Origin of the sequence: Pseudoalteromonas rubra, from assembly GCF_005886805.2 — a bacterium.
Lineage (GTDB): Bacteria > Pseudomonadota > Gammaproteobacteria > Enterobacterales > Alteromonadaceae > Pseudoalteromonas > Pseudoalteromonas rubra_D.
In genome coordinates, this window is the sequence record NZ_CP045430.1 from 185,270 (window position 1) to 210,356 (window position 25,087).

Annotated in this window: 17 protein-coding genes; 2 read left to right on the top strand and 15 right to left on the bottom strand. The window is 44.8% G+C overall.

Annotated elements, in window-relative coordinates; all coding sequences use genetic code 11:
- Positions 1-56: 56 nt before the first annotated feature.
- The 6 genes from CWC22_RS20290 to CWC22_RS20315 form a co-directional block, all read right to left on the bottom strand.
- On the bottom strand, positions 57-230 hold the full coding sequence (locus CWC22_RS20290; protein ID WP_157576946.1) for a hypothetical protein: 174 nt from the start codon (positions 228-230) through the stop codon (positions 57-59).
- Positions 231-324: 94 nt separating this feature from the next.
- Positions 325-1,332 carry a low-specificity L-threonine aldolase gene (gene ltaE, locus CWC22_RS20295; protein WP_138537968.1) on the bottom strand — a complete coding sequence of 336 codons (1,008 nt, stop codon included), beginning with the start codon at positions 1,330-1,332 and terminating at the stop codon, positions 325-327.
- A gap of 85 nt (positions 1,333-1,417) precedes the next feature.
- Positions 1,418-1,807 (bottom strand): VOC family protein, encoded by a 390-nt coding sequence (locus CWC22_RS20300; RefSeq protein ID WP_138537969.1) that lies wholly within the window; start codon positions 1,805-1,807, stop codon positions 1,418-1,420.
- Between the two features lie 319 nt (positions 1,808-2,126).
- Positions 2,127-5,243 (bottom strand): efflux RND transporter permease subunit, encoded by a 3,117-nt coding sequence (locus CWC22_RS20305; RefSeq protein ID WP_138537970.1) that lies wholly within the window; start codon positions 5,241-5,243, stop codon positions 2,127-2,129.
- A complete protein-coding gene (locus tag CWC22_RS20310; protein WP_125557258.1) occupies positions 5,240-6,556 on the bottom strand; it encodes an efflux RND transporter periplasmic adaptor subunit in 1,317 nt (438 codons plus the stop codon). Before CWC22_RS20310 ends, CWC22_RS20305 begins: the two co-directional genes overlap by 4 nt.
- Entirely contained in the window at positions 6,546-7,187 is a 642-nt protein-coding gene (locus CWC22_RS20315) for a TetR/AcrR family transcriptional regulator (protein ID WP_125557261.1), read from the bottom strand. Before CWC22_RS20315 ends, CWC22_RS20310 begins: the two co-directional genes overlap by 11 nt.
- A 1,221-nt stretch (positions 7,188-8,408) precedes the next feature.
- Between CWC22_RS20315 and CWC22_RS20320 the strand changes: the two genes are divergently transcribed.
- The gene (locus tag CWC22_RS20320) at positions 8,409-8,837 is read left to right on the top strand and encodes a hypothetical protein (RefSeq protein ID WP_010380912.1); all 429 of its coding nucleotides are present in this window, start codon (positions 8,409-8,411) and stop codon (positions 8,835-8,837) included.
- 322 nt (positions 8,838-9,159) lie between these two features.
- Here CWC22_RS20320 and CWC22_RS20325 read toward each other — a convergent pair whose 3' ends face one another.
- From CWC22_RS20325 to CWC22_RS20345, 5 genes are all read right to left on the bottom strand, one after another.
- Positions 9,160-10,263 (bottom strand): DUF4124 domain-containing protein, encoded by a 1,104-nt coding sequence (locus CWC22_RS20325; RefSeq protein ID WP_138537971.1) that lies wholly within the window; start codon positions 10,261-10,263, stop codon positions 9,160-9,162.
- 74 nt (positions 10,264-10,337) lie between these two features.
- A complete protein-coding gene (locus tag CWC22_RS20330) occupies positions 10,338-11,102 on the bottom strand; it encodes a substrate-binding periplasmic protein (RefSeq protein ID WP_138537972.1) in 765 nt (254 codons plus the stop codon).
- 383 nt (positions 11,103-11,485) lie between these two features.
- Complete coding sequence (locus CWC22_RS20335; RefSeq protein ID WP_138537973.1) at positions 11,486-11,749, bottom strand: hypothetical protein; 264 nt, start codon at positions 11,747-11,749, stop codon at positions 11,486-11,488.
- A 7-nt stretch (positions 11,750-11,756) separates the two neighbouring features.
- Complete coding sequence (locus CWC22_RS20340; RefSeq protein WP_138537974.1) at positions 11,757-13,007, bottom strand: tetratricopeptide repeat protein; 1,251 nt, start codon at positions 13,005-13,007, stop codon at positions 11,757-11,759.
- A gap of 761 nt (positions 13,008-13,768) precedes the next feature.
- Positions 13,769-14,017 carry a hypothetical protein gene (locus CWC22_RS20345; RefSeq protein ID WP_138537975.1) on the bottom strand — a complete coding sequence of 83 codons (249 nt, stop codon included), beginning with the start codon at positions 14,015-14,017 and terminating at the stop codon, positions 13,769-13,771.
- Between the two features lie 276 nt (positions 14,018-14,293).
- Between CWC22_RS20345 and CWC22_RS20350 the strand changes: the two genes are divergently transcribed.
- Complete coding sequence (locus tag CWC22_RS20350) at positions 14,294-17,461, top strand: DEAD/DEAH box helicase (RefSeq protein ID WP_138537976.1); 3,168 nt, start codon at positions 14,294-14,296, stop codon at positions 17,459-17,461.
- A gap of 43 nt (positions 17,462-17,504) precedes the next feature.
- Here CWC22_RS20350 and CWC22_RS20355 read toward each other — a convergent pair whose 3' ends face one another.
- The 4 genes from CWC22_RS20355 to CWC22_RS20370 are packed head-to-tail and all read right to left on the bottom strand — an operon-like array spanning position 17,505 to position 24,651.
- A complete protein-coding gene (locus tag CWC22_RS20355) occupies positions 17,505-19,799 on the bottom strand; it encodes a DUF262 domain-containing protein (protein WP_138537977.1) in 2,295 nt (764 codons plus the stop codon).
- A 3-nt stretch (positions 19,800-19,802) separates the two neighbouring features.
- On the bottom strand, positions 19,803-21,056 hold the full coding sequence (locus CWC22_RS20360; RefSeq protein WP_138537978.1) for a putative phage abortive infection protein: 1,254 nt from the start codon (positions 21,054-21,056) through the stop codon (positions 19,803-19,805).
- 33 nt (positions 21,057-21,089) lie between these two features.
- The gene (locus CWC22_RS20365) at positions 21,090-24,059 is read right to left on the bottom strand and encodes a DEAD/DEAH box helicase family protein (protein WP_138537979.1); all 2,970 of its coding nucleotides are present in this window, start codon (positions 24,057-24,059) and stop codon (positions 21,090-21,092) included.
- Positions 24,052-24,651, bottom strand: coding sequence for a class I SAM-dependent methyltransferase (locus CWC22_RS20370; protein WP_138537980.1), 600 nt, complete (start codon positions 24,649-24,651; stop codon positions 24,052-24,054). The genes CWC22_RS20365 and CWC22_RS20370 overlap by 8 nt, the downstream gene beginning before the upstream one ends.
- Between the last annotated feature and the right edge of the window lie 436 nt (positions 24,652-25,087).

Here is a 25,087-nt window from a genome sequence, read left to right on the forward strand (position 1 = left end):
AGCCAGAATAAAACCTGGCTTTGCTGATTTTCCGAATGTCGAAGTCACTCAGGCCGTTAGAAATCGTAAGTCGGACAGCCCTTTTGCACATCGGTTAGCTCGGGTAAGCACTGAATCGCATTTTGCGTATACCACCAGCCGCCGGCAACCTTCGGCGTCATTGCTCCTGGTAACGCCTTGGTATCTGCCGTCAGGCCTTTGAGTTTTCTTTTGCTTAATTTCAGTTTCATTACAATGTTCCTTATATAGAGAAAACTCAATTATGAACACAGCAAACCTGAGTATGTCAACAAATTGAAACAAATATATTAATTATATTAATAATTACTGTGCTTTAAGCGCGTTTATCAGCGTATCGATATCTGAGCGGCTGACCCCCAGGTGAGTGACCAGTCTCATTCCCTGATAGCCAGGTGTGATCTGGATCCCCTGTTCGAGCAAGTTCTTGGCCATCAGCTGAATATCAACCTCTCTGCCAACATCCACATACACCAGGTTAGTTTGAACCGGGTAAGCAGACGCATCAAATCCGTTCACTTCATTAAGACGCTGTGCAAGATAGCGCGCATTGTCATGATCTTCACGCAAGCGCTCGACGTTGTTTTCCAGTGCATACTGGCCAGCAGCCGCCAGAATCCCTGCCTGACGCATGCCGCCACCGAGCATTTTTCTCAGCCGTCTTGCCTTGTTAATCAGTGCCTTGCTGCCCAAAAGCAAAGAACCAATGGGCGCGCCCAAACCTTTAGACAAGCAAATTGTCATAGAATCAAAATGCGCTGCAATAGCCCGAATATCGACTTCCAGTGCGACTGCCGCGTTATAGACCCGGGCACCATCAAGATGTAGCTGCAAACTGTGCTGATCGCAAAATTCACGAGCCTGAGCTAAATAGTCCAAACTTAGCACCTTGCCGCCAATGGTATTTTCCAGGCTCAACAGCCTGGTGCGGGCAAAGTGAAAGTCATCGGGCTTGATATAAGTGGCCAGCTTTTGCAAATCCAGGCTGCCGTCGGGTTCATTCTCCACAGGCTGCGGCTGAACCGAGCCCAGCACTGCCGCGCCACCAGCTTCATACCGATAGTTATGTGCGCTTTGCCCGCATAAATACTCATCTCCGCGCTCACAATGCGCCAGTATCGCCAGTAAATTAGCCTGAGTGCCTGAGCTGACAAACACCGCCGCCTCAAACCCATGACGCTGCGCCGCAAACTGTTCCAAATAGTTAACCGTAGGGTCATCCCCGTAAACATCATCGCCTACTTCTGCCTCAACCATAGCCTGAAGCATGGATTTACACGGTTTGGTAACGGTATCGGACCTGAAATCTATCATTGTTGTTCTTCCTGTTTACGGCGATATTGAACCGCCAGTAAAAAACATTTTTTGCTTTTACACAAGCAAGACACGGCGACTTGTGTTACTCACCCACATAACGCTTTTCAACCCGCCAGGGCGGGTTAAGTCGATTCTCACCAGCCCAGTATAATTTGATTTTGTTACCGGACGGATCAGCCACTATGGCTTCACGCCATAGGTAAGGCTCGTCGGTTGGTGCTTGTAATAAACTGATGCCGCGGGATTCTATCATCGCAATCCAATCCTCAAGCGCTTCGTGCTCAAAATAAATCGTAGTATTGTGAAGAATATCGTCCTCACACAGAGACAGTGAGAAAGTCGCCTCTCCTTCGGGGCAAACAAAACGAGCATAGTGGGGCGTATCGACTATTTGGGTAAAGCCCAGTTTAAGATAAAACTCGACGGCCTGCTGCATATTATGGACGCTCATCGTTACCTGATTTAAATTCATGTTCTCTCCTTTTTGGTCGTCACAACGCGATATCGCGCTGAAAGAAAACCGAGAATAAAACCTCAACATAACTTTAGGTCAATACTTTGATATAAACTTTTGAAAGAGGGCAATACTTAACCAGCACCATGCCGAAATAGGGGCTGCTTTTCACACTGGCATACGATCCCGTATAGCGCACTGAATGGCGGAGGAAGAGAGTTACCTGTATTAAAGATCCGAAATGAAAAGATGGCTGACAGGTTCTGTCTATCAGCCACATGAGGAAACTCTACTGCCAGACGCCCCAAAATCATCATTTCGGGGGCGTCTGGTGAGCCTAAGCCTTAGCCTGTGACTCAGTCAGGTGATGTTGTGCCGCCAGACCTCTGTCTTCGAGGATCACATACAGACACGGTAAGATAAACAACACCAGAAAAGACGACGCTGCAATACCAAACAGCAAACTCACCACCAGAGGCTGTAAGATCTGAGCCTGCAAGCTGGTTTCAAGCAGCAATGGTAACATACCCGCAACGGTCGTCGCTGTGGTAATAAACACCGCCCGAAAACGTTCCCTCGCCGCCTGCACCGCAGCCTGATGCGCATCCAGCCCCTGCTTTTGATGTTCCTTGATATAAGTCACCAGCAAGATGGAGTCATTCACCACAATACCGGCCAACGAGACAAACCCCATCATACTTGGAATGGTAAAGTCATATCCCAGCAATACATGTCCCCAGAGTGCCCCGATCAGCGCCAGGGGGATCGCCAGCATAACCATCACAGGCTCCATATAACTTCTGAACTGAAAACTCAGAATAATAAAAACCCCCACCAGCCCCATCAGAAACTTTTTACCAATTGACGACCCTGTGCTGCCACCCTCTTTCACTTCGCCTTCGTAACTCACAGATAATGAGGGATATTCAATCAGTAAAGGGGCAACCACAGCTTTGTCGACTGCCGCAATGATCTCTCCGGTATTGGCAATCGCAGCATCCACATCACCAATAATGGTGACTGACCGCTGACCATCTACCCGATTAATGCGGGCATAGCCTCGCGCCGGAATAAGCTCCGCGACGGCCGATAATGGCAGTTGTCTGCCGTCAGCGAGGGTGATGGGGTAATTCTGTAACTGCCACCAGGACGATTTATCTTCTTTTCTGAGTCGTACGTCCAGCTCGATGGTTTCATCGCCGCGCTGAAACTCATCGGCTTTTTGACCAAAAAAAGCGGTTCTGAGCTGATTAGCTATGGTTGCGCCGTCCACGCCCAGCGACATTGCTCCGGGCAAAAGGCGTACCATCCACTCTTCTTTGCCCGGACGCAGGTCATCCATCAGGTTCTGCACACCGTCATATTCGGCCAGTGCCTGCACAATAGCAAATGACGCGCTCGATAACATAGCAAGATCATCACCATATAATCGGATTTCTATCGCGCGCCCGGCTGGGCCCACAGCTGGCTGCTTAAATGCCAGTGCCAACGCGCCGGGGATCTCGCCAACCGCATCGCGCCAGCGGTCCTGTAACTCAAGCAGGCTGGTACTTCGGGTTTCGGCCGTAAGCAAATCAGCACGCACGGTAGCAACATGTGTTCCCTCTTCACCGGCATCCTGGTTACTGTTGTACTCAACAATGACGTTTTGGACCAACGCCTGCTGGTGTGGCTGCGCAGGTGTATACTCCTGGTTTAAATCGTTCAGCTCATTCACTGCACGGGTAACCAGCAGCTCCGTTTCATACAGTGGCGTGCCCTGGGGCATCAGCAGTCGCATTTCAAGAATGTCTCCCTCCAACTCAGGAAATGCCTTAAACTTCAAAAACCCACCCGCCATCAATGAAATGCTCAGAAAAAACACAGCCAGCACCGCACCGACCGCGGCATAGCGATAAGTTACGGCACGCTCAACCCATTCCACCAGCACCTCAGTGCGAAAACGCTCAAAGCGTTGATTGAAGCGCATTTTGAATCCTGATGCCGTTTCATCCTGCTTGTTGTGTAAAGAATGCAACAAGTGATTAGGCAGAATAAGGAAAGCCTCAACCAGGCTCACAACCAATACCGCCAGCAACATCTGTGGAAACACTTTCATGATCTGGCCAATATCACCCGCAATAAATGCCAGCCCGACGAATACGGAAGCCGTGGTTAAAAAGGAAGACAATACGCCGGGCGCGACCTGCTTAACGCCTTTAATAACGCCCTCATCAATGTCTTCGCCTCGTTCTACATGACTGGCAATGCTTTCAGCAATCACGATCGCATCATCCATCAGTATTCCGATGGCCATCAACATACCAACCATAGAGATCATATTGATGCTGACCCCGAGCACTGTCATCAACCAAAATGCGCCGAGAAAAGAAATAGGCAGCCCCATCGACACCCAGAATGAATAGCGCCAGGTAAAGAACAGCCACATCACGGCAAACACCAGTAAAAAGCCCTGCCATGAATTGGTACTGAGCATGGCTAACCGGTCCGAGACAATTTTGGCCTGATCTGAGGTCAGTGCCATTTCGATCCCAGCCGGAATTTGCTGTCGTTCCCGTTCAACAAACTGATAAACCTGCTCCACCAAATCGAGTGCATCCTGCGCTTTGGTTTTCTTGATTTTAAGCAACGCTGCGGGTTTGCCATTGAACTCAACTTTCGCCTCGTCCAGTTCAAAGCGCTCTATAACTTGCCCCAGGTCTTTAAGCTTAAGCTGACCGCCTGACTGAGTACTGGCGATCACCAATTCACCCAACTCTTTGGCGGTCACGCCTTGCTGATCAAAGCGAATTTGCAGCGTTTTACCTTTGGTCTCTAAATTACCAGCGGGCAGTTTGATGTTTTGTCGCTCTATATGACTAACCACATCGTTTATAGATAGTCCGTACTGGCGTAACAGCGACAAAGACAATTCAACTCTCAGCTGACGATCTGAAAATCCATGGATCTCAACCAGAGAAATATCGGGCAATCTCTGGAGTTTGCGCTTTACTGACTCAGCGTAGTCTTTAAGCTCTGCTGCCGGCAGGTCCGCACTGATGGCTAAGGTAATGAGCGATTCAGTTCGGCCAAGCTCTTTGATAACCGGGCTTTCGGCCTTGTCCGGAAAAGTATCTATGGCATCGACCTCAGTTTTTACGTCTGACATCAGCCGGGTGATGTCGCCACCTTCTTGCATCTCGACAACCATTTTGGCCATGCTTTCGCGCGCTTCACAGCTGATCTGTTCTATGTCGCTCAGCCCATCCATAGCCTCTTCCAGGGGCACACATAAAGCAAGTTCAGACTCTTCCGGGTTAGCACCCGGATACGGCACACTGACCTGAATCTGGCTGGGCGCAATTTCAGGAAAGGTTTCTCGTTTTAGCTGGGGAAGCGCACTCAGCCCAAGCACAATGATGGCCAGCATCAGCAGATTGGCCGCGGTCGGGTGGCGGGCAAAATAAGCAATCATAACGCCTGCTCCTGATCCGCCTGTGCTTGAGTACGCAGTGCACGGCCAGGGACCGCCGGGATCACATCACTCAGCACCACTACATCACCTTCGCTGACACCGCTTCGGATCACAGTACGGCCATTGGATTCAAATGCGACTTCAACATGGCGGATCACCAGTTTACCGTTTTCCAGCAGATAAAGCCTGCTACCGTGCAGCGCATCAGATGGTACCGACAATAAAGGTCGCGCAGCACCTTTTACTTTTACCTGTACATACATATCGCTGATCAAAGGCGGTCGTTTACCCGGCTCAAACGCTTTGTAGTCAAACGCAACATCAACAATAAGAGTGACCGTATTTCCCTGTGGGTCGATACTTTCACCGACGCTGGTGAGTTTGCCTTGCCAGCTAAACTGCTTGTTACCAATGTATAAGCTGGCCTCAGCGTTCAGGTCCCAGGTTTGTACATCCGGGAATTCACCTTCAATTAACTGAGGTGACAGATACTGGCCAAAGTGACGCATATCACTCAGTGCAACCTGGACGGGAATTTCCATCAGATCAGTCCGGTGTGCTGTCACCAGGCTCTCACGCTCGGCCACCACCTGTTGCATTTCCACCGTTTCTTCAGCGATACGCGCGTCAAAAGGTAAAATAATGGTGGTTTTTGCCAGTTTTCGCTCTGCCTCACTCAATCTGGCCTGTGCCAGCTTCACTTTTGCCTCTGCCACCGCCATGTTGTCAGGATGCTGATCAACGGCATTGCGAACATCAAGCACTTTTTGTTCCTGAGCCCAGACATTCGCCTGCTCGGCATCAACCGTAGAGACTGACACTGAACCAGATTTAAGCAGGCCTTGCTTGCGCTTGAGCTCTTTTTGTAACACGCTCAGGCGCTGCTCTTCCAGACGCAGTGATAAAACGAGCTTTTCATCATTAAGCTGGGTACGGGACAATTCGGCCCTGGCTGAATTTAAATCGGAGCGGGCCTGTGCCAGCTTAAGCTCATAGTCTATCGGGTCAATTTTTAGCAACACAGTGCCGGCTTTAAGCGCCTTGCCCTTCTCCAATTTAGGATGTCGATAAATAACCCGGCCACTGACCTCCGACAGCGCCTGCCAGCGCTCTTTAGGACGCACTCGCCCAAACCCCGTCACATAGGGTTCAATTGGGGTATTTTTAACCTCTGCGGTCTCAACCAATAAAGCATCTGTGCCATTGCTGTGTTTTTGAGGTGATTTTTTGCCCGATGCCAGGGCGATTAAAATCAAAATGCCCAGAGCTGGTAATATCAGCAACCAGCGCCTTTGTTGCCAGTTAATCTTCATGTTTTTCTCGCTCTTTAAAACACCCGTACTTAAACATGTTGGCATTATGGGTTGCCATTTTTGCCAGTTGTTCATCGTCAAACTCTATGCCCATGGCTTTGGCCATGCCTTCACGCATATACCAGGGAAAAATCAACAAACCCATGAGGTTTAAAATGAGTAACCTGTCGTCCAGCTCTTCTTTTATCAGCCCCTGCTGCTTAAACTGAGCCAGCATGCTAAAGAAAAAAGGCTTGCGACTGTTTTGTAGCGTGTCTATCAGATACTCGCGGCAAATTCCCTGCTCCAGCACGATTTCTTTGAACATCAAAATTGGAAATGATGGAGACTGTTTAATCACGTCATAAAAGATGTGAAAGACATCTTCCACATCGAATGCTCTGTCCTGGTCAATGGCCTGCTCAATACCGGCAATCACTTCACCAGTGACTTCCATAAACATCGCCTTATACAGGCCTTCTTTATTTTCGAAGTAGTAACGGATCAGCGCCGCATCCACACCAGCCTCTTGTGCCAGCATACGCGTGGTAACCTGCGAATAAGGTGCTGTGGTAAAACAGCGCCTGGCAGCCAGCACCAGACGTGCTCTGCCATCTTCATCGTTTTTATCGGGACGACCTCTGGTTTTCATATTGCTCCTGTCTGCGCCTGCTCATATCCTGAAATCGAACATAAAGAAGGCGATTAATTCAACACCTGATGAATAAACCAATTCTAGGGCACTGATAAATTTTGACCACAGAAACAATTCTCCAAATCACACTGCTTTGATGAATAGCAAACAAAGTGAGATACGCGTTTTTTGCTCCAGCCCCTTCAACACTGAGGTGTTTATAATCAAACAACGCCGACCTACGTATTTCATTTGCTTTATGTTTCAACAAAACCAAACCCTGCCGTCATTCCGGCCTTCGAGCCGGGAACTACTCAAGCACCACTCAACTTCCGAAGTAACATCCCGAAACTAAAGGCAAACCGTGTAAAACAAACCATTGATATCGTGGGTGAGTAGATCCCGTGTCGAGCACGGGATGACGGAGAAAAGGGCTCGGTCAATAAATTAGAACGAGCCCGAGTTATAAACACACAGCTAAAACTGAGCAGGATAAAGTAGAAAGTGGCTGCATCAGCTTCATGCAAAAATAAACGCCCAAAAAGTACACTTCTCATTACAACTAGATAGATGAGTATAAATCTCGCCAGTCCCGGTTGGTTCTTTCTATCAGGTCTACCTTCCAGCTCCAGCGCCAACGTTTGAGCAACTTTTCACGTCTAATTGCAGAAGAGATACACTCGCAAGTTTCAAAATACACAAGATTGAAGATCTAATACCTGGCTGTGAAGTACCCTTGATCAACCCTACTTTTGTGCTGCCAAACTCGTTGTTTAAGGTGTGCAGTTACACCAACATATAAAGTGCCATAAGGCGCGGAGGTCATAATGAAATTCATAATATATACAATAACTTGCATAGATAAGTCCGTTTCTTTGCCTGTATGCAAAACTCCAGCACAATAAAAACGTTGCCGCTTTTTCAGAGCGCCTGGATAACAAGTTCAGACCAAAACCGCTAGATTCACTCCCTGACAACGTCGCTCAACTGACCAGAAATCCGCCAAGAAAAAATAAACAATTTGCTAACCTGAACTACGCACTTCGCTTCCCTACCCAAATGGGTAGTAATTTTACCGTTAAATAAGTTAAAAATAATGAACACATTAATATTAACCTGAGCTATTATTTAACATGAAAACAACAGGTGCATGCACTTACCTGAATGAAGGTAAGGCCAAAGGAAATTGCAGCTTGTACAGATAACTTATTGAATAATAAAACTTGAAGGAGCCAAGACATGTTTGAACAATTTAAGTCGTGGGCTACATCTGCTCATAAATCCGGCACGGATATGTTTACTTCAAACTTAGTCCCATTGAGCGATGTAACAATTAAAACCGTGTTTAATCAGGGTGTTCATGATATTGCCAAGTACTCTCGCAATGGCCGCTCAGTATATATCAAGCATGTTTATCTCAATCGCCTTAACGAAACGGTAAAGCCAAACATTAGCGCCAGTGATATCGACTTTTTTCGTTCATTAGACCAAATATTTCAATATTGTTATGTGCTGGTTTATGTCAAATGTAGTCGTTCCAGTAAATACGATAGTGCATTTTTTCTGGATGATTATGAGGCAATTAAAGGGATCAGCAAAAGTGAGGCCATGCAACGCCAGACCGATCTGACCTCCATCGCCCGAATAATTAGAAGTGAGTTGCTCTGACGTTCTGCCTGGCAGGTAACAAAGTTACAACCTTCAATGCCTAACGCAGTTTATTTTGCTCAAGTAGAATAAAACAGCAAAAAGTGATACCCGAAGGTCCAGCTACAATGCCCCAACTTGGAATGGCGTGAACAATACAGAGGACAAAAGTGTCACTCGCTAATCTCAGAGCCCGCTTGCCTGCTCACTTCAACCATCCAGTCCTTGCAAAGGACTCCTGAGAACCTCTCCAGCCTCCCCGGCACCATGCTTCAAATACCCGATTAACACCTAATCGATGCCACCCGACCCTTGTTCGCATACGCACTTTAAAGCTGCAGTGCTAAAAACGATGTGCAGTTAACTTTTGCTGCGTTACCTGAGCATAACTGTTAGCAAACTGACCTTCACGGGTTTCAAAAATAAACTGGATCTGAGTCAACCCAAGCAGATCACATGGGTCTTCCTGCTCAAGACGCATATAATGTTTGAGCTGAGAGCGACCGCGCTGAGAACTCATCAGATAATAAACAAATGCCCAGCTACTTCTGTACATCACGCTCTGCGCTTTACCTTGCCATGAACCAGCAGCTTCAAACAGACTATTTGGATGCAGCAAGCCTCCCACCAAATAATCATTACGTACCCAGGCTCCATTAGGTTTTAACTGGCTAAGATTCATAGAAGTTTCGATATATTCAAAATATTCAGCAGTGCCTTCGTTAAACCAGCGAGGTGTATTGCCAAGCACAGCCTGATTAATTGCATGAACCGCTTCATGAATGGCTGTGCGCATGGCTTGTGACTCACTACGAAATTCAACTACGGCAATATTATGGGCGGTTTTGTAAATCCCCTGATTTCCTGCCGCACTGGAGCCCAGAACATCCAACATTTTTTTATAAGCACGGCGATTATTGGCAATCACAATACGCAGCTTCACCTTGCGCATTGCTTCAAGGCCAATGATCCCCGTATAAGTACGAAAGACGGCGTTTAACCTGGCTTCCAGACGGTTGCGAAACGCCTGCCCGAGGACACCATAATCCAGTTCCAGGTCAAAATAGTCCAGTGCATGGTTCGATTTAAACTGGTATTCACTCGCCCCTTGTTTCGCAGGCCTGTCACTGAAGTGCGTAATACCCCGATCATCCTGCCAGGTATAGATGCCATTAGCACTTTGTATTTTCACTTTACCCTGCGACGCGCTGTTACAACGATACTGTATTGGCGCACCACATATGTTATGGTCCGCCTCCCGCTCAACGATCTGCTCTGATGCGGTGCTCGCGCTTTGCTCTCTGGCCGTATTATGTTGCTCCAGCTCTAAGGCATCCGGTTCAATGAACCGTTCGAGCCCCAAACGCTCAACAACTATTTCCCGATTAAGATAAAGCGCCAGTAAAACGAGCGCTGAAAGTGCCAAGTTCGATTTCCAGTCTCTCATTGTCCGCCTCCTTGGCGACTGAAGTATCAAGATAGAAGGTTGATAGCGTAGCAGTTATGACTGCTAAGTCCGTGTTATTCGTTTTTCTTCGTGGTCGCCCAGTATTCTCTGATTTTCTGATAGCGACCAGTCTGAACCAGTTGTTTGAGGCTGGTATTAAACTCGTCTCTGAGCTGTTTGTCTGTAAACGCAACATAAAACCAGAGCGGATTATTCTCAAAGGGTAACAACACTTTCCCCCACTGATTATTAATGTGCACCGAAGATGACTGGTTGAGTTCAGACAAATGCCAGCGCAGTAAAGTATCATCAATCAGGATCACGTCACATTTGCCATTTAACCACTCAATCACTTGCTCCCGTTGCTTTGAATACTCAAGGTAATCCTCTTTGCCAGCCACAATCTCAGTGAGTTCAAGGTGTTCCGACGCATTTTGCCACGCGCAAATACTGTGCCTGGCAAGCTCCTGCATTGAAGTCAGAGTGAATCCTGGATCGCGGCTGTGAATAGCATAATTACTGTAAGAAATAAAAGGCACGGAATAATACAATCCAGGCTGTGCGCGAGACATTTCAACTGCAACATCTATGTCACCCTGTTCGAGTAAACGCTGCATCCGCTTAATGGATACAAATAACGTTTTATATTGCCAGCCCAGAGGCTCTGCTGCCTGTTTAAATAGCTCAACACTGATACCTGAGCCACTGCGTTCATCCACATAGGGTGGACGACTCAAGCCAAACCCTACCACTAACTCTGTAGAAAATGCAGCATGACTAACCAGCAACAGATATGAAATGATGGCTATACCAGTCAGAGACTTACAGCGCTCACGCATACAACAATCGAACCTTTTCGATAACTCAACCCAAATTTGAGTCTAGCATAAATTCACTCATCTCCCCCTTCAAGCCAAATACTAAGATTATCAGGTACTGGGGCTAAGAATGGCTCTACCACCAAGTTAACGCCAAAAATAACGCCTCCCGATGTCATCTCATCACCAGATCCATCGACACCCCGAGCTCCGACACGGGAACCACTTGCAGACCGCTCAGCAGCTGATTATGAGTAGGTTGTCATACGCTGATGGTTATCAAAAGCGATGGAATGGTAGTGAGCTGTTAATTAGGGAAAGCTGGCGAATAAACGGGGCAGTGAAGTTCTCTGTGATTAGACAGTGCTCGCACTCAGGACCTTGTCCATGCCAATCAAAAATAACTAAGACAGATTAATAGGATCTTCACGCCAATCGTAGTTACGTGCCTTACTCAAACAATGATTCGGTGCTTTTTGCACATGGCCTATGGTTAAGATACCCTCTTCATGCATTGTGAGTAGGAGATCGCCTGTCTCCAAAGGCCGTTTTACACAAGGAGCACTATAAAACTCTGTGACCACCACATGCTCAAAAGGCTGCTCTGCCCAACGCTTTGGCTGTGGCTTAAACACATGGACCAGCGCTGTAATCAATGGAGTGAACATCAGACGGTTACTTCTGCCGCAGCCAGAATAAGCTTCCCTCTACGCTCAGCCAGGCTTTTTTACCGCCCGCCTCAAGATAATAATCGACCTCTTCTTCACTACCGGGTGCGTAAGTATCAAAACAAGGCTTCGTCTTTTTCTGCCCGGTCGCTATCATCTGAAAATGGCTGTTACGATCCTTTAGGGCCTTTTTGGCTTCGCGACTTTGAGAGGTATCTCCCTCTGTGGCATACAACATCAGAGCGTGTGCTGCCTGAGTAAATGTTGAGTACTCGCTAAACTGACCCAAACAATCTCTTAGCTGTGCCCAGTCCTGCATAACAATAAAACAATTCAGTAATAAATACCGGTTGCCCTGGTTGTCATTGGGATTCAGCTTAAGCAGATCCTGAAGCTCTTCAGCCGCTTTATCAGGATTGCCATAACACAGGTTCAAATGTGCGCGCTTAGCACGCAGCATCATATAGGGCCGTGTCTCATGCATTTTCCAGAAAACCCCCATGTTTTCTGTTCTATAATCAGGGGTGATCATGTTCTCTTCAAACCGCTTAACCAGACTGTCGAACTCCGCAATGGCATCCTCATCGTCGCGATCTAAAACTTCTTCCAGCATGTCGTTAAACACTTCGTGGGCTTGCTCAAGCATTTCTTCATCGGTAATACCATATTCACCCAACACTTCCACCATATCATCCGCAAAACGCATGGCGTAAGCGGTATTGGCAACATACGTTGGGATCATACGGCGTTGCTTTAACAGCACTTTGGTAAAATCCCCGCTGTCGTCATCAAATTCTCGTCGGGCCTGCTCATAGCTGGTAAAACCACGTAGAATTTCTTTCAGCCACTGTAACTGCTGACGCTGCTCGGCATTAATATGCTCGGTATTTATCCAGGTAAGCGCACGCAACATGCCCATGCAATACAGTGGCAAGGGTTTGCTGTTGCCCAGACTATCCTCGGGATCCGTTTTAGATACTACGCATTGCTTAGGTAAGGTATTTTCATCTCGCGCTATTCTGCGAAAGCACAGGGTATGAAAATCCATCACGGCTTCTAATTGCTCAGCGTGCTCAAGCGTGTAGTGACCAAATAAGTGCTCAAGCCATTCACTTGGCAAAGGGGGCTGCAACGCAACACCCAGCCCCATTAAATATCCTTCAATGTAAAGAATATCTGGCTGGAGCTCACTATTTGCCGAAAAGGCTTTTACAGCTTTTTTAATCAACTGAATAGACATAGAAAATTGTTTTTGCATGAGTTTAGTGTGTTATACCGCCCAGCAGCGCGAAGGTAAAGGCATTAACCATTAAATAACAGCTGTTATACAAAAAAACCGGTTGTTCGCTCATTAAGTATGCACTTATACAGCGTTAAAGATGGCTAGCCTTGTATAACCACGACAAAGTACGACATAAAAAAAGCAATGCCACACAGGGAGCCTGGCATTGCTATAAAGGCCATCTGAATATCCAGATGGTTCACATGAGATCGGAATCAACAAACACCCGATTTGTCAAAAATACCTATGGCGTAGATCGCATAAGCGGTGAGCATACACGCTCAGCTTTGTGTAACTCACAACCACAAAGACATCGCTGTCATTCAGCCAAAAATAAGTGCGTAGTAATCCCGTATTCGCAAAACCAGACCTGTAATCTGCTTATCCTCAGTACATTAAATTGGGTACCACGCCGTTGGCAGGCACTACAGTCGCACATCATCCACAGCAAAAGCAATTACAGACGATTACAATGTAACCACATTAAAGGTACAAGCAAAAGCCTGACAGCATTAGATTTTGGTCGTATAGGCACACTATTCATGTCAGCCAGGCGACCTGTATTCGAAACGAGTCGCAATACTCGATATATCTGAGTGAGGGATTTATAAGACATACCTCCCAGAACAGGGAAGGTAAAGAGCAGAATAAAAAAAAAGGCCGCATACGCAGCCAAAAGCTCAATTTAGAATAATCACTTAAATCCAGTCAGCGGACAATGCCGCCAACAGGCTGTTTTAATTATCTGTGCAAGTAACCGTTTCAATTAGTTCACAACAGCGGTTTTTTGAGCCACTGTCTTTTTGAACCCACTTAGTGCCACCGGCATAGCGAGCAAAAGTACACTCGTCTTCACCACACTTAGTAGTAAGACGAACCGCATCATCAAACCCATTGATATGGCAATAGCCATATGCATTGTAAGCAGTCGCCCATACATCCAGCTTTACTGAGCTGTTGGCATAAACACCCGCGTTATGTAACACCACTTCTCTGGCCGCAGAAAAAAGCGCACACGTGCTAAGTGCAACAGCAATAATCAGCTTTTTCTTTTCTTAATCCTTTCGCTTATTTTTAGAGTTTCATTGACGGGTAATTTGCTACCCAGCCTGAAGATAAAATGTACTGATTGATTTTTTGCTTCATAATTGTGAATAAGGAGTTACCAAAATTTGGGTGAACTGTATTCAATGCTTTAATGATCTTCACAAAGGATTTAAACTAAAGACGTTTCAAGCACATAAAAACAATAAGGATAGCCCGTGCAGCAGTTTGGCATCTATGAACAACTAATCACACAGGTAGTAGAGCAACAACTTGATCGAGAACGATTTTATGTTGGCGAACGTCAGCTAGAAAGTGATGAAGCAGCCATTTGGCTATCACGTTTTATGTCAAAGCTCATGCAACTTGCAATCGACAGCATACCAGCAGGTGAAAAAAACCGTTTGGAACAACAGATCCAGCTCGCTAACAAGTTTGTTTTTTGGCTTAAAGATCAGCTAAGTGAAGCACAGAGCATCGAAGAGAACTTAGTTAATACACAAGGTAAAATACTCACAGCCTTGTTCGATAAACGTAACCCTTTAGCAGCTGACCTGGCACAATATAGTGATACCATCTTTCCTCAAACCGGGCTTACTCAAAGCGAGTTGTTCTCTGGTGCTAATGCGGGCTTGTCTTTGGAGAGCGAGCTAAAGCGAGAAATACAGTCCTCAGATACAATATACTGGTTAGTTTCGTTTATCCGTTGGACAGGGATCCGTATATTCAAAGAGGTGCTGCGCGAATTTACTCAAAGTGGTAAAAAGCTAAAGGTCATTACCACCTCATACATGGGGGCTACAGATCAACGCGCCATTGACTTTTTGGCAGGTTTACCAAACACCGAAGTCAAAATCAGCTATAACACACGCAATGAAAGGCTCCATGCCAAGTCTTATTTATTCATGCGTAACAACGGGTTTCATACAGGCTATATCGGCTCTTCCAACCTCTCATACTCCGCACTATCAAACGGGCTTGAGTGGAACTTAAAGATCACGAGTCAGGAAATCCCTCATATAATCAAAAAGTCGCTCAGTACGTTCGAAACCTACTGGGAATCAGATGAATTTGAGTTATACACCGGTCAGGAAACCTGTAAGCAGAAACTCAAAGCAGCTTTATCAAACGATAAAGATCAGGTCTCAGATGTCAGCCACTATTATTTTGACTTAGCCCCTAAACCTCATCAACGCACCATACTTGATAAACTCAGTGCTGAACGAACACTCCACAATCGCACTAAAAACCTGGTAGTCGCTGCAACCGGTACAGGTAAAACTCTTATTTCCGCTTTCGACTTCCAGCAATTTATCAAAGACAAGCCAGGTGCCAAATTGCTATTTGTTGCACATCGAGAAGAAATATTAAAACAAGCCAGAAGCGCTTTTAGAGCCGTTTTAAAGGACAACCAATTTGGAGAACTTTGGGTTGGTAACCATAAGCCAGAGCATTATCGTCAGCTCTTTGCATCAGTGCAAACACTCAACAACCAGCTTGACTCCCTAAACCTAACAGCCGATTACTTTGACTACGTGGTAATAGACGAAGTACACCATATAGCAGCGCGTAGTTATCGAGATATTTTAGAGCTTTTTACTCCTCAAATACTACTGGGCCTGACAGCTACACCTGAAAGGCAGGATGGCGGAAATATCCTAAACGACTTTGATGGGGTCATTGCGGCAGAATTACGATTGCCAGAAGCGATCAACCAAAGGCACTTATGTCCATTCCATTACTTTGCTATTGATGATGAGACTGACTTACGGACTATTCCATGGAAACAAGGACGCTACGATATAGCCGCGCTTACACAGCTATACACGCATAACGACCAAAGAGCGCGAAAAATTATCGCCAGTATGCAGGATATTCTCGTCAACGTGCATCACATCAAAGCGCTGGCGTTCTGTGTCAGTAAAGCGCATGCCAATTTCATGGCAAAGCAATTCAATTTAAATGGCATCAGCGCAAATGTGTTAACCAGCGATAACACCCAAGAAAGACACAAAATGCAAGAGGCCCTACGCAGCGGCGAAATCAATATTTTGTGTGTGGTAGACATTTTCAACGAGGGTGTCGATATTCCAGAAATTGATACATTGCTGTTCTTACGTCCAACCGAAAGCCTGACATTGTTCTTACAACAACTAGGTCGGGGCCTGCGGCTTAGCAATGATGAAAAAGAGTGCTGTACCGTGCTCGATTTTGTCGGCAATGCCAGGCCAGAATACGATTTCGCCACCAAATTCAGGGGCCTGATTGGCAAAACAAATACCGCCATCGGCAATGAAATTAAAGACGGTTTTCCACATTTGCCGCTGGGTTGTCGCATTGAGCTACAAAAACAAAGCAAAGAAGTTATTCTCAATAATATTCGTAAAGCGGAGAATAACTTAAACAGGTTAAGAGCCCTAATTAACCGCTTTGCGCAGGATACCAACCTGCCTTTAACCCTGGCCAATTTTCTACAGGTTAATCCCAGTGTCACGCTTGAGGATACCTATAAGGCCACACAATCTGGCATAAGCCGATGGCACATTCTGACTCAACCTCAATTGGTTGAGCGTGAACTATTGGTCATTAAAGCTTATAACCGTGCAATCAATACCCAACTGCTGGTGTGTAACTCACTTACCTATCTGAGCTTTCTGCATGCTTTGTGCGACAACCAGTTCGATGTATCACAAGTCAAACAGTTTGATAGCAAAACAAAAGATGCTTTGGCTATGATAACGTTTTACAACTTTTGGGAAGCACCACAAAATCAGGCAAACTCGAAATCCGTAGCCGCGAGCCTTAGAGCATTAAACCATCCCGTTCTAACTGCTGAGCTAAAAGATGTATTATCTATTTTGATCAATCGTGTCGAACACTTAGAACAACCACTGACATCTTTGCCTAACAAAGCACTACAGCTACATAGCCGATACACTCGAGAACAGATCTTCGCGGCCATGGGAGAGCACACCTTTGCAAAACGCTCATCATCACGCGAAGGCGTGAAAGAATTCAAGTCTCTGAATATTGAGACTTTGTTTGTTACTCTAAATAAATGCGAAAAAGTTTACTCACCCACAACTTTATACAATGATTACGCCATCAGCCCTACCCTTTTCCACTGGCAAAGCCAGAACACAGCCCGCCCGGAACGCGGAAAGGGGCTGAGTTATATCCAGCATAAAAAAACAGGAAAACGATTATTTTTGTTTGTTCGCGAACAAAACAAAGACGAAAACGGCAGAACCATGGGGTTTGTCAATTTTGGCGAGGTCAGCTACGTTCAGCACCAAGGCAGCCAACCTATGGATATCACCTGGAAATTGCACCACCCCATGCCTAATGATATTTGGCATGAGGCGGGGAAATTAGCGGTTGGATAGCGAATCTACCCAATACATGTAACCATATGAAAAAATAAAAATATTATACACTGATACTATCAAGAAGATCATCAAAGTAATTTTGTTGATTTTCTCCTTTAGGTGGTTGTTTTAGCTTCTTCTGTACAACACTTAACTTTTTCTTCAATTCAATCAACTCTATTTCCGCTAGGCGTTGTTTATCCAACCTCTGAAGTATTTGGAATAGAATATAAAAATCCACAAGGTACCTCTTGTTATTCTCTCTCCCGAACAAATCAGTCATAGAATCCATATCAGATGTGGAAAGCTTACCCTTCAGACTTGATATAATATTTTTAACCTCTTCTATCGAGCTAATAAAATCTCGCTTTAGCGACGAGTCTGTAATCATCTTCTCAAGTAGCACCGACACGTCTTTTTTGTTTGTTACTCGACAGTTTATCCTTCCGTCACGTAAATAGAAGCCCAAGCTGATATGACCAGGCCTATATTTCTTATTGTATAAGTTATAAACAAGAAGCGCCACTAGTTCCTCATTTTGCATTCTGTCAGAGGTTTTATCTTTATTCCTCTTTTTAATATAAAACCAATCAATATTACAATCTGTTATAACTCTGATTTTATCAATCACATCTTTATCAACAAATGAATTCCACATTTCAAAAGAGTTTTCTTTAATAGGATACGGCTTGTTATTTAAGCGGATAAAAAGGTCAACTGGCTCAAAATCATTATTAAGATGATAGTCTATTTCAATAACACTTAACATAAAGTCATATATTTTATCTTGAACATTCAGCTCCAACTCATTGAATCTCAACCCATTTAGCTCCCTAAGTATTTTTAGGCGAGACAACTTAAATGCATTTAATTTTGGATATACTTTATTTCCATTTTCATCGATATAAGTTTTGCCCATAAAACCAATTATGGACAGCAAGCGCTGCTGGCCATCAATAACTTCTTTGACATTGTTTTTGCTTTTAAAAACAAAAAGTGGCGGTAAGCTAATTCCTAATATAATACTTTCAATAATAGCAGACGCTTTAAATAGATTAATCCTTTCTGGGCGCTGGTAAGATGGCCTAATTAAATATCTACTCCCGTTAACCTCCTCTACAATTTCCTCTACAGGAATTCTCGAAGGTTCAGGCTTTTGAACACGTAAAGACGCTAACTCAATTAGTTTTAGTTTTGCTTCATTTTCACTTTGTCGAAGTTCTTTAACTCTAGTTTTGAAATCATCATCCTTTATATATAAATCAAAGCTATGATGAAAAACCTCTTCAAGAAAAACAGAAGTAGAGTAATAACGCTCTATAATTGCTTTGTAGTGGTGACTATTTTCATATGAATAATCATTTGAGTTATCACTAAAGAACTTTTTAAATTTACTTATATTAACTTTGCTATAAACTTCATCAATATCAAAACCATCCTCTCTAAGAATATATAACCCCCATAACATACATTCATTAAGAAGCCTGTTATTAAAATCATTATCGAGTTTTGAAACCAAGTTCTCAACCTTATCAATTATCGAGAACAAGTTATCGCAAACTTCGTCAGGATTTTCAGTATTATCAGATTTAACAGAGTATAGTAATTCCATCACTTCTGCGCGGTTTGACCCAGATGCAAATGTTTTAATTGGGAAAGATGAAAGAACAAGGCACTTTCTCAAAAACTGTAAGATTACCGATATATCGTCAGATTTCTTTGATTTACTTATAAAAAGTTCATAAATACGCTTACCCAAATCAGGGTTACATAGTAACTTTTCTCTTAACTTGTTTGTCAAATGATCTTCATCATAGGTCGCGTTATCTATCTCAGCACTACTCAAAGGTGTAATTCCCGAGTTATACCTTCTAAAAATCTCCTTTTTTATTTTATCTTCCAAAAGAGAACTCATTTTTGGTTCATTATGTACTTCAAACTCAAAGATTCGAATTTTTGCATCATCAAACAGCCCCTGAACTTCAGAGTCTAACTTACTAAAAACTTGCCCTTGCAATTGAGGTAGCTTTGTCAGACCTTTAATATTTAGCTTCAACTCTCCATCTTTAAACTTTTTTATAGTTTCATATCTTTGCCTTCCATCTATAACTTCTATCGATGCCCCTGAATTGAAGAAAATTAGAGGAGGAACATCTGTTCCAAGAAGAATGCTTTCGATAAAAAAAGTAGCCTTGCTATTGTCCCACACATAGTTCCTTTGATAGTAAGGGCTATAGTCAATTTTTCTTCTTCTTCGCTCACTAAAAAGGGTTTTAATTGAAATGGAATAAACACTAGTTTTAATATGTTTTTTGAAAATATCTTCAAATTCTTGTTCTTTTAGAAAAGCACTCATAATTTACACCAAATCATCACAAAAAATTAAATTTTTAAAGCCACACACATTAAATTCATAGTCAAGACAATTTTCCAATATACTCCCCATTATCTCGACATCATCAGGCTCATAGTATACGCCATATATCAAAAGTTCACTTAGCACTAGTTTGACAAAATTTATAAAACAATCAGAGCTCAATCCAAATGTAGCCTTAACCTTATCACGTTCACTAGTGACGATTTTAAATTCAAAATCATTCCTGTATTCGGAACTAAATGCTATTGAAACCCCTTCATCTAAGCTGAAAATATATGACTCACGATAGCTATCCTCGAATTCGTTCAGCAACTCTATTTGCATCTTACTAAGAAAACTTCTCGTTGCTTCTTTAACTTCTTGGCCAAAGCAAGCAAGTGCTCGGGCTTGCACTTGCTCGTCTAAGCCGTTTTGACTATCTAGTGTATCTTTAGTAAAGCTTAAAAAGTGTAACTTATAACAGTCAGAAAAGTGCTTAAGTAAGTTATACTTCAAAACCATTCTATATAGACCACCCGCATCATTAGAAAAAGAATTGTAGTATATAATAAACAACTGAGACTCAGACAGCAAAGACCTTACGATCTTTATATATACAAATTTATCTCTATCTTTTAGATTTGATTGATCTATGGACTTTATTAAGCGATAAAAAACTCTAAAATATAGTTGAAGTTGACCATCTTCAGTTGAAATCACCTCCTCATAAGCCTCGTGCCCTCTACTCTCTGGAGAACCATTAGATAAATAAAGGCTTACAACTCTAGATTTTACTGACTTAAAATAGTCACCATCTTGATGCTCATTATTTAAATCAGAAACAACATTTCTGTACAACTCTATCATCGAAAAGAAAATAGAATCAAACCTTTGTTCCATCAATGTCTTAGATTGTTCTTTAAACACCTCTCTAGACTGCTTAAACTCCTCACGCTGAAGCCTAAACTCTTCTGCTTGGATTGTTAGTGCTTCAACTTGTTTATCCAGTGCTATTCTATTATTTTTAAAGTCTCTTCGCTGTTCCTTCAGAGCGTTATAAAATAAAAGGACGCTACATAAAGTCCAAATAGAACCGACTACTCCACCAAAAAAATCACCAAAGACACCGAACTTTCCAGCATTGATTCTAAGATCTGAATTTAAGTTCTCATTCCATAGAAATAGCACTATTAAAGGTAAAAGCACTAAATTCAGTAGTACTGCAACTCTAATTATTATATTTGTATTCCTTTCCAATCTAAGCTCCAATTATTCTATTAGATTCGTTAATCACCTCAACCTCGCAAACGTCACTAAACTATCGTCCGCGATAATGGTTTTGTAATCTGGGTTGCGGGCGACCAGCAGGTATCTGGCTTCGCCCTCTTCGTTGTATTCTTTTTGCACGTCGCGCAGTAAAAACTGGGCGTCGCCTGATTCATCAAATCGTTCAATGGCGATGGTTTTACCAGTGATTGAACCAGCGTTATCGCTGCTGATCCGCTCTAGTACCAATAAATCGCCGTCCAGAATGGGATTTTTACCGCCATTCATTGAGTTACCGCTGGCATGGGCCAGAAAGTGCTTGTCCGGATCTACCCTGCCAGCACGGTCAGGTGCCGGGCGCCATGTCATGTCGCTGTCGTCGCCAGTTTTAAAGTGACCGCAGGCAATTTTTAGATTGGGGAAATACGGCAACTGAACCACACTGGTGCTCTCGGGTTCACTTTGCTGTTCTGGCCTATCTGGCTCTTTTTCGCCAGAGACTTTATCCGGTTCAGGGGTGGCTGCTTGCAGCTCTGAAATACGCTTGTTTTCAATACGCTGAGTGTATTCAGCCAGTCTGAGTTCAATAAGCTCTGAAACGCAGTCTGCCAGCTTGTCGATATCCTGGTCCGGGAGCTGGCCAATATTCACTTGAGCAACCAGCCGGGCTGTTTTCAGATCTTCACCGTTTTTTTCGACCTTAAACCAGGTTGTGCCTTGCTTGGCTTTTTTAAATCCTGTGTAGGCTTCAATGGGGTTACCCAGCCAATAACTGAACCAGGCATGGCTGTCTGGTGCCAGTGCTCGTTTAGATTCAGGCAGGTCATGTGCTTTAAGGTGCGGGTAGCGTGCTAAAATTGCCGCACTGACATTAGCCAATTCAGCTAGGGTTGGTGCGACCCTGAAGCCATCGAGCTGTATAAAAGCTTGCAGTAAAATGGCCTTAAAACACTTAGTCATACTGGTTTGCTGTACAGCATTAAGCAGAAAATCAGCACGAGGCGCTAACCAGTCACCGCCGATTTGGTCACCGATATCGGCCAGCATCGAAAACCAGCTACCGTGTTGTTTATTTACTTTTTTCAGGTCGCCGTGGTGACGATAAAACTCGCTTGCACTCGGGCTATGACCAAGCAACTGGGCCAGATGCTCATAATCTTCCAGTGCTGTGGTGCGTTGTATTTTGGCCAGTTGCTGCCAAAAGTCAGTGATCTCCAGGTCAAAATTAATGAAACACCCATCGGGCAATTTCGGCTCTCTCAGTGCTTGCGTGACCCCTTTTGCGCCTTGCGCATCAAGCAGCGCCGCCGGTTTGTTCAAAAAACTATGGTGGTTGCCAATAAAATCCAGCACGGTGAGGTGGGTTTTGCCTTCACAGGTACGTAATCCCCGGCCAAGCTGCTGTAAAAACAGAATCTTGGAATCGCTGGGCCGCAGCATCAATACCGTATCAATGCTGGGTAAGTCGGTGCCTTCGTTAAATAAATCAACGGAGAATAAAATCTCAATCTGCCCTTGCTCAAGCTGCTTTAGCGCATCATTACGGCGTACCTGAGAGTCGCTGTGTACGGCCAGCGCCTTGACACCAGCATCATTAAAGTACCCGGCCATATGTTCGGCATGGCGCTTAGAAATGCAAAATGCCAGCGTGCGTTGCTGCTTACGCGCTTGCCATTCTTTTAATGCATGTGCCGCCCGTTTACTGGTGCCAAACTGATTTTCCAGTGCATCCGGGTCGAACCGGCCATTGCGCCAGGGAATTGCGGTGTAATCAACGTCCTGATCCCAAATACCATAATACTGAAATGGTACCAGTGTGCCGTTGTCGATCCCCTGAGTGAGGTTGCGTTCAAACACCAGGTTGTTGTCGCACAGTCCAAGTATATCGGCCTGATCGGTACGCTCCGGCGTGGCGGTTAAACCCAGCAAGAACTGTGGGGTAAAGTAGTTGAGTAATGCGCGGTAGACCCGGGCACTGGCGTGGTGAAATTCATCCACCACGATATAGTCAAAATGTTCCGGCGCAAAGCGCTGCAAATGGCGCGCTTGCCCTAACGTCTGGACTGAGGCAAAAAGGCAATCGGCGTCCGAGTCTTTCTGTTTACCCGTGTATAGCCCGGTTTTGCATTGCAATAATCGCGCGAAGGTGCGCTGGGCCTGAGTCAGGATCTCCTCGCGATGAGCCACAAACAAAATACGCTTTGCATGCATTTGTTGCGCATCAAATACCGAAAGCCAGGTTTTACCCATTCCGGTTGCCAGCACCACAAGCCCCCGCCTGAAGCCCTGACGACGTGTGTCTGCCAGCGCATCCAATGCCAGCTGTTGATCAGCACGAGGGGTAGCAGGCTCTGCATCACTGGCGTCTTCCGCTTCTCCTGCCACCATAAACTGCGGCGCTTTTCGTCTATGTATATAGCTATCAATCCAGCTATGGCACAGAGTTTTGACGTTGCAATGAGAAAACAGCTCAGCAAAAGACTGGCGAATATGGTTGAATTCGATGGCACCTTTGCTGCCTGGCGGATGGGTATAGTCGTGGCGAAAACACCATTCAAGCCCAGTAGTTAGAGCACTTTTACTGATATTGTTTGAACCGATAAAAGCGCAACCCGCTGCAACCTCTGCACTGTTTTCCTGTGTTTTGACAAAAATATACGACTTCATATGAAAGCTCTGGCTTTTATCGCTTTCATAGATGCGAATATCAGCGCCGCGCTCAACCAGAGTCATTAGCTCCCGTAATGCCACTGGACTGGTAATGTCCAGATAATCAGAAGTGAGCAGTTTTAATTGCGCGCCACTGCGTAGTGCCTCAAGCAGAGGGTCGAACAACAACGCCAGTCCGCTTTGTTGAATAAAAGATACAGTGATTTCTATTTCGTCGGCATGGTTAATGGCATGCACAAGCTTTGGCAATAAGGGGTCAGAGCCACCCGTCGTCAGCTGACGTGCGCTATTTTGCAATACGGTGCTCTGACTAAAACTATTCACCACTCACCCTTTCCAACAAAGCATTAAGCCAGCGTTCGTGTTCGCGGCCGGGGCGTTGGTCGCCGGTTTGCCAGGTTTTGCAGGCTTTAAGGCCGGTGTTTTGTGCAAGCAAAGTGTTCAGGCTTTGCTCTGTGAGATCGGTGAATGCGCGGCCACCTGTGGTGCGTTCGCCTTCGCCGTATTTAAACGAGATATAGATGATGCCTTCTGGTTTGAGTGCTTTTTGCAGGCGCTGAAAAACCGCCGAGAGCTCTGCCATGGGGACATGTAACAGGCTTGCGCAGCACCATATGGCGTCATAAGTGTTGAGGTCTCTGAGTTCGTCGAAACTGAAGCAACCTACGGGTTGTTCCAGATGGAAGCTGGCGATGTTGGCAAGCTCGGCGCAGGCATCGAAGGCTTCGACCCGGTAGCCGAGGTTTTTAAACGCCAGTGCATCGCGGCCTGAGCCGCAGCCGGCATCGAGGATTTTTCCGCCTTTTGGTATGAGAGGTAAAAATTCGTCGTACAGTGGCTGCATATTTACCGCGAACGTTTCTTCGGCAAAACTGACTGCGTTGCGGCTGTAGTATTCTAATGTAGAGTCAGACATCACTCACCCGTTTACTCTGTGGTGTAGCTGGTAAGGAGATGATGCAGTGGGACAGGTAATGGCATTCGGGGGATTCCCGGCTCGTTGCCTGTTGTTCGGCGGTTACAACTTCCTTTGCGCGACACTTTAACACTATTCTTGTTAACTGTTCTTTTTGGCTATTCTTGTTAGCGGTCTGGTGCTACTTTGATACCGGAACCGTAGTCCGATATTTGGTGCAGACACGAGAATAATCTACAACACTTTTGTCTGATTGAGTAGCTTTTTATCCGCCGTTATTAGCGATTTTAATACAAGTGTTCAAATTTTGGTTACAAATGAGATAATGAGTCCAGTTTGTTTTTCTCAAGGCAGCTTTATCCTAATTTTGGAAAACCTTTAAAAGTAACTCATGGCGATTTTTATTACTATTACAGGGCATTACACACTGAGAATG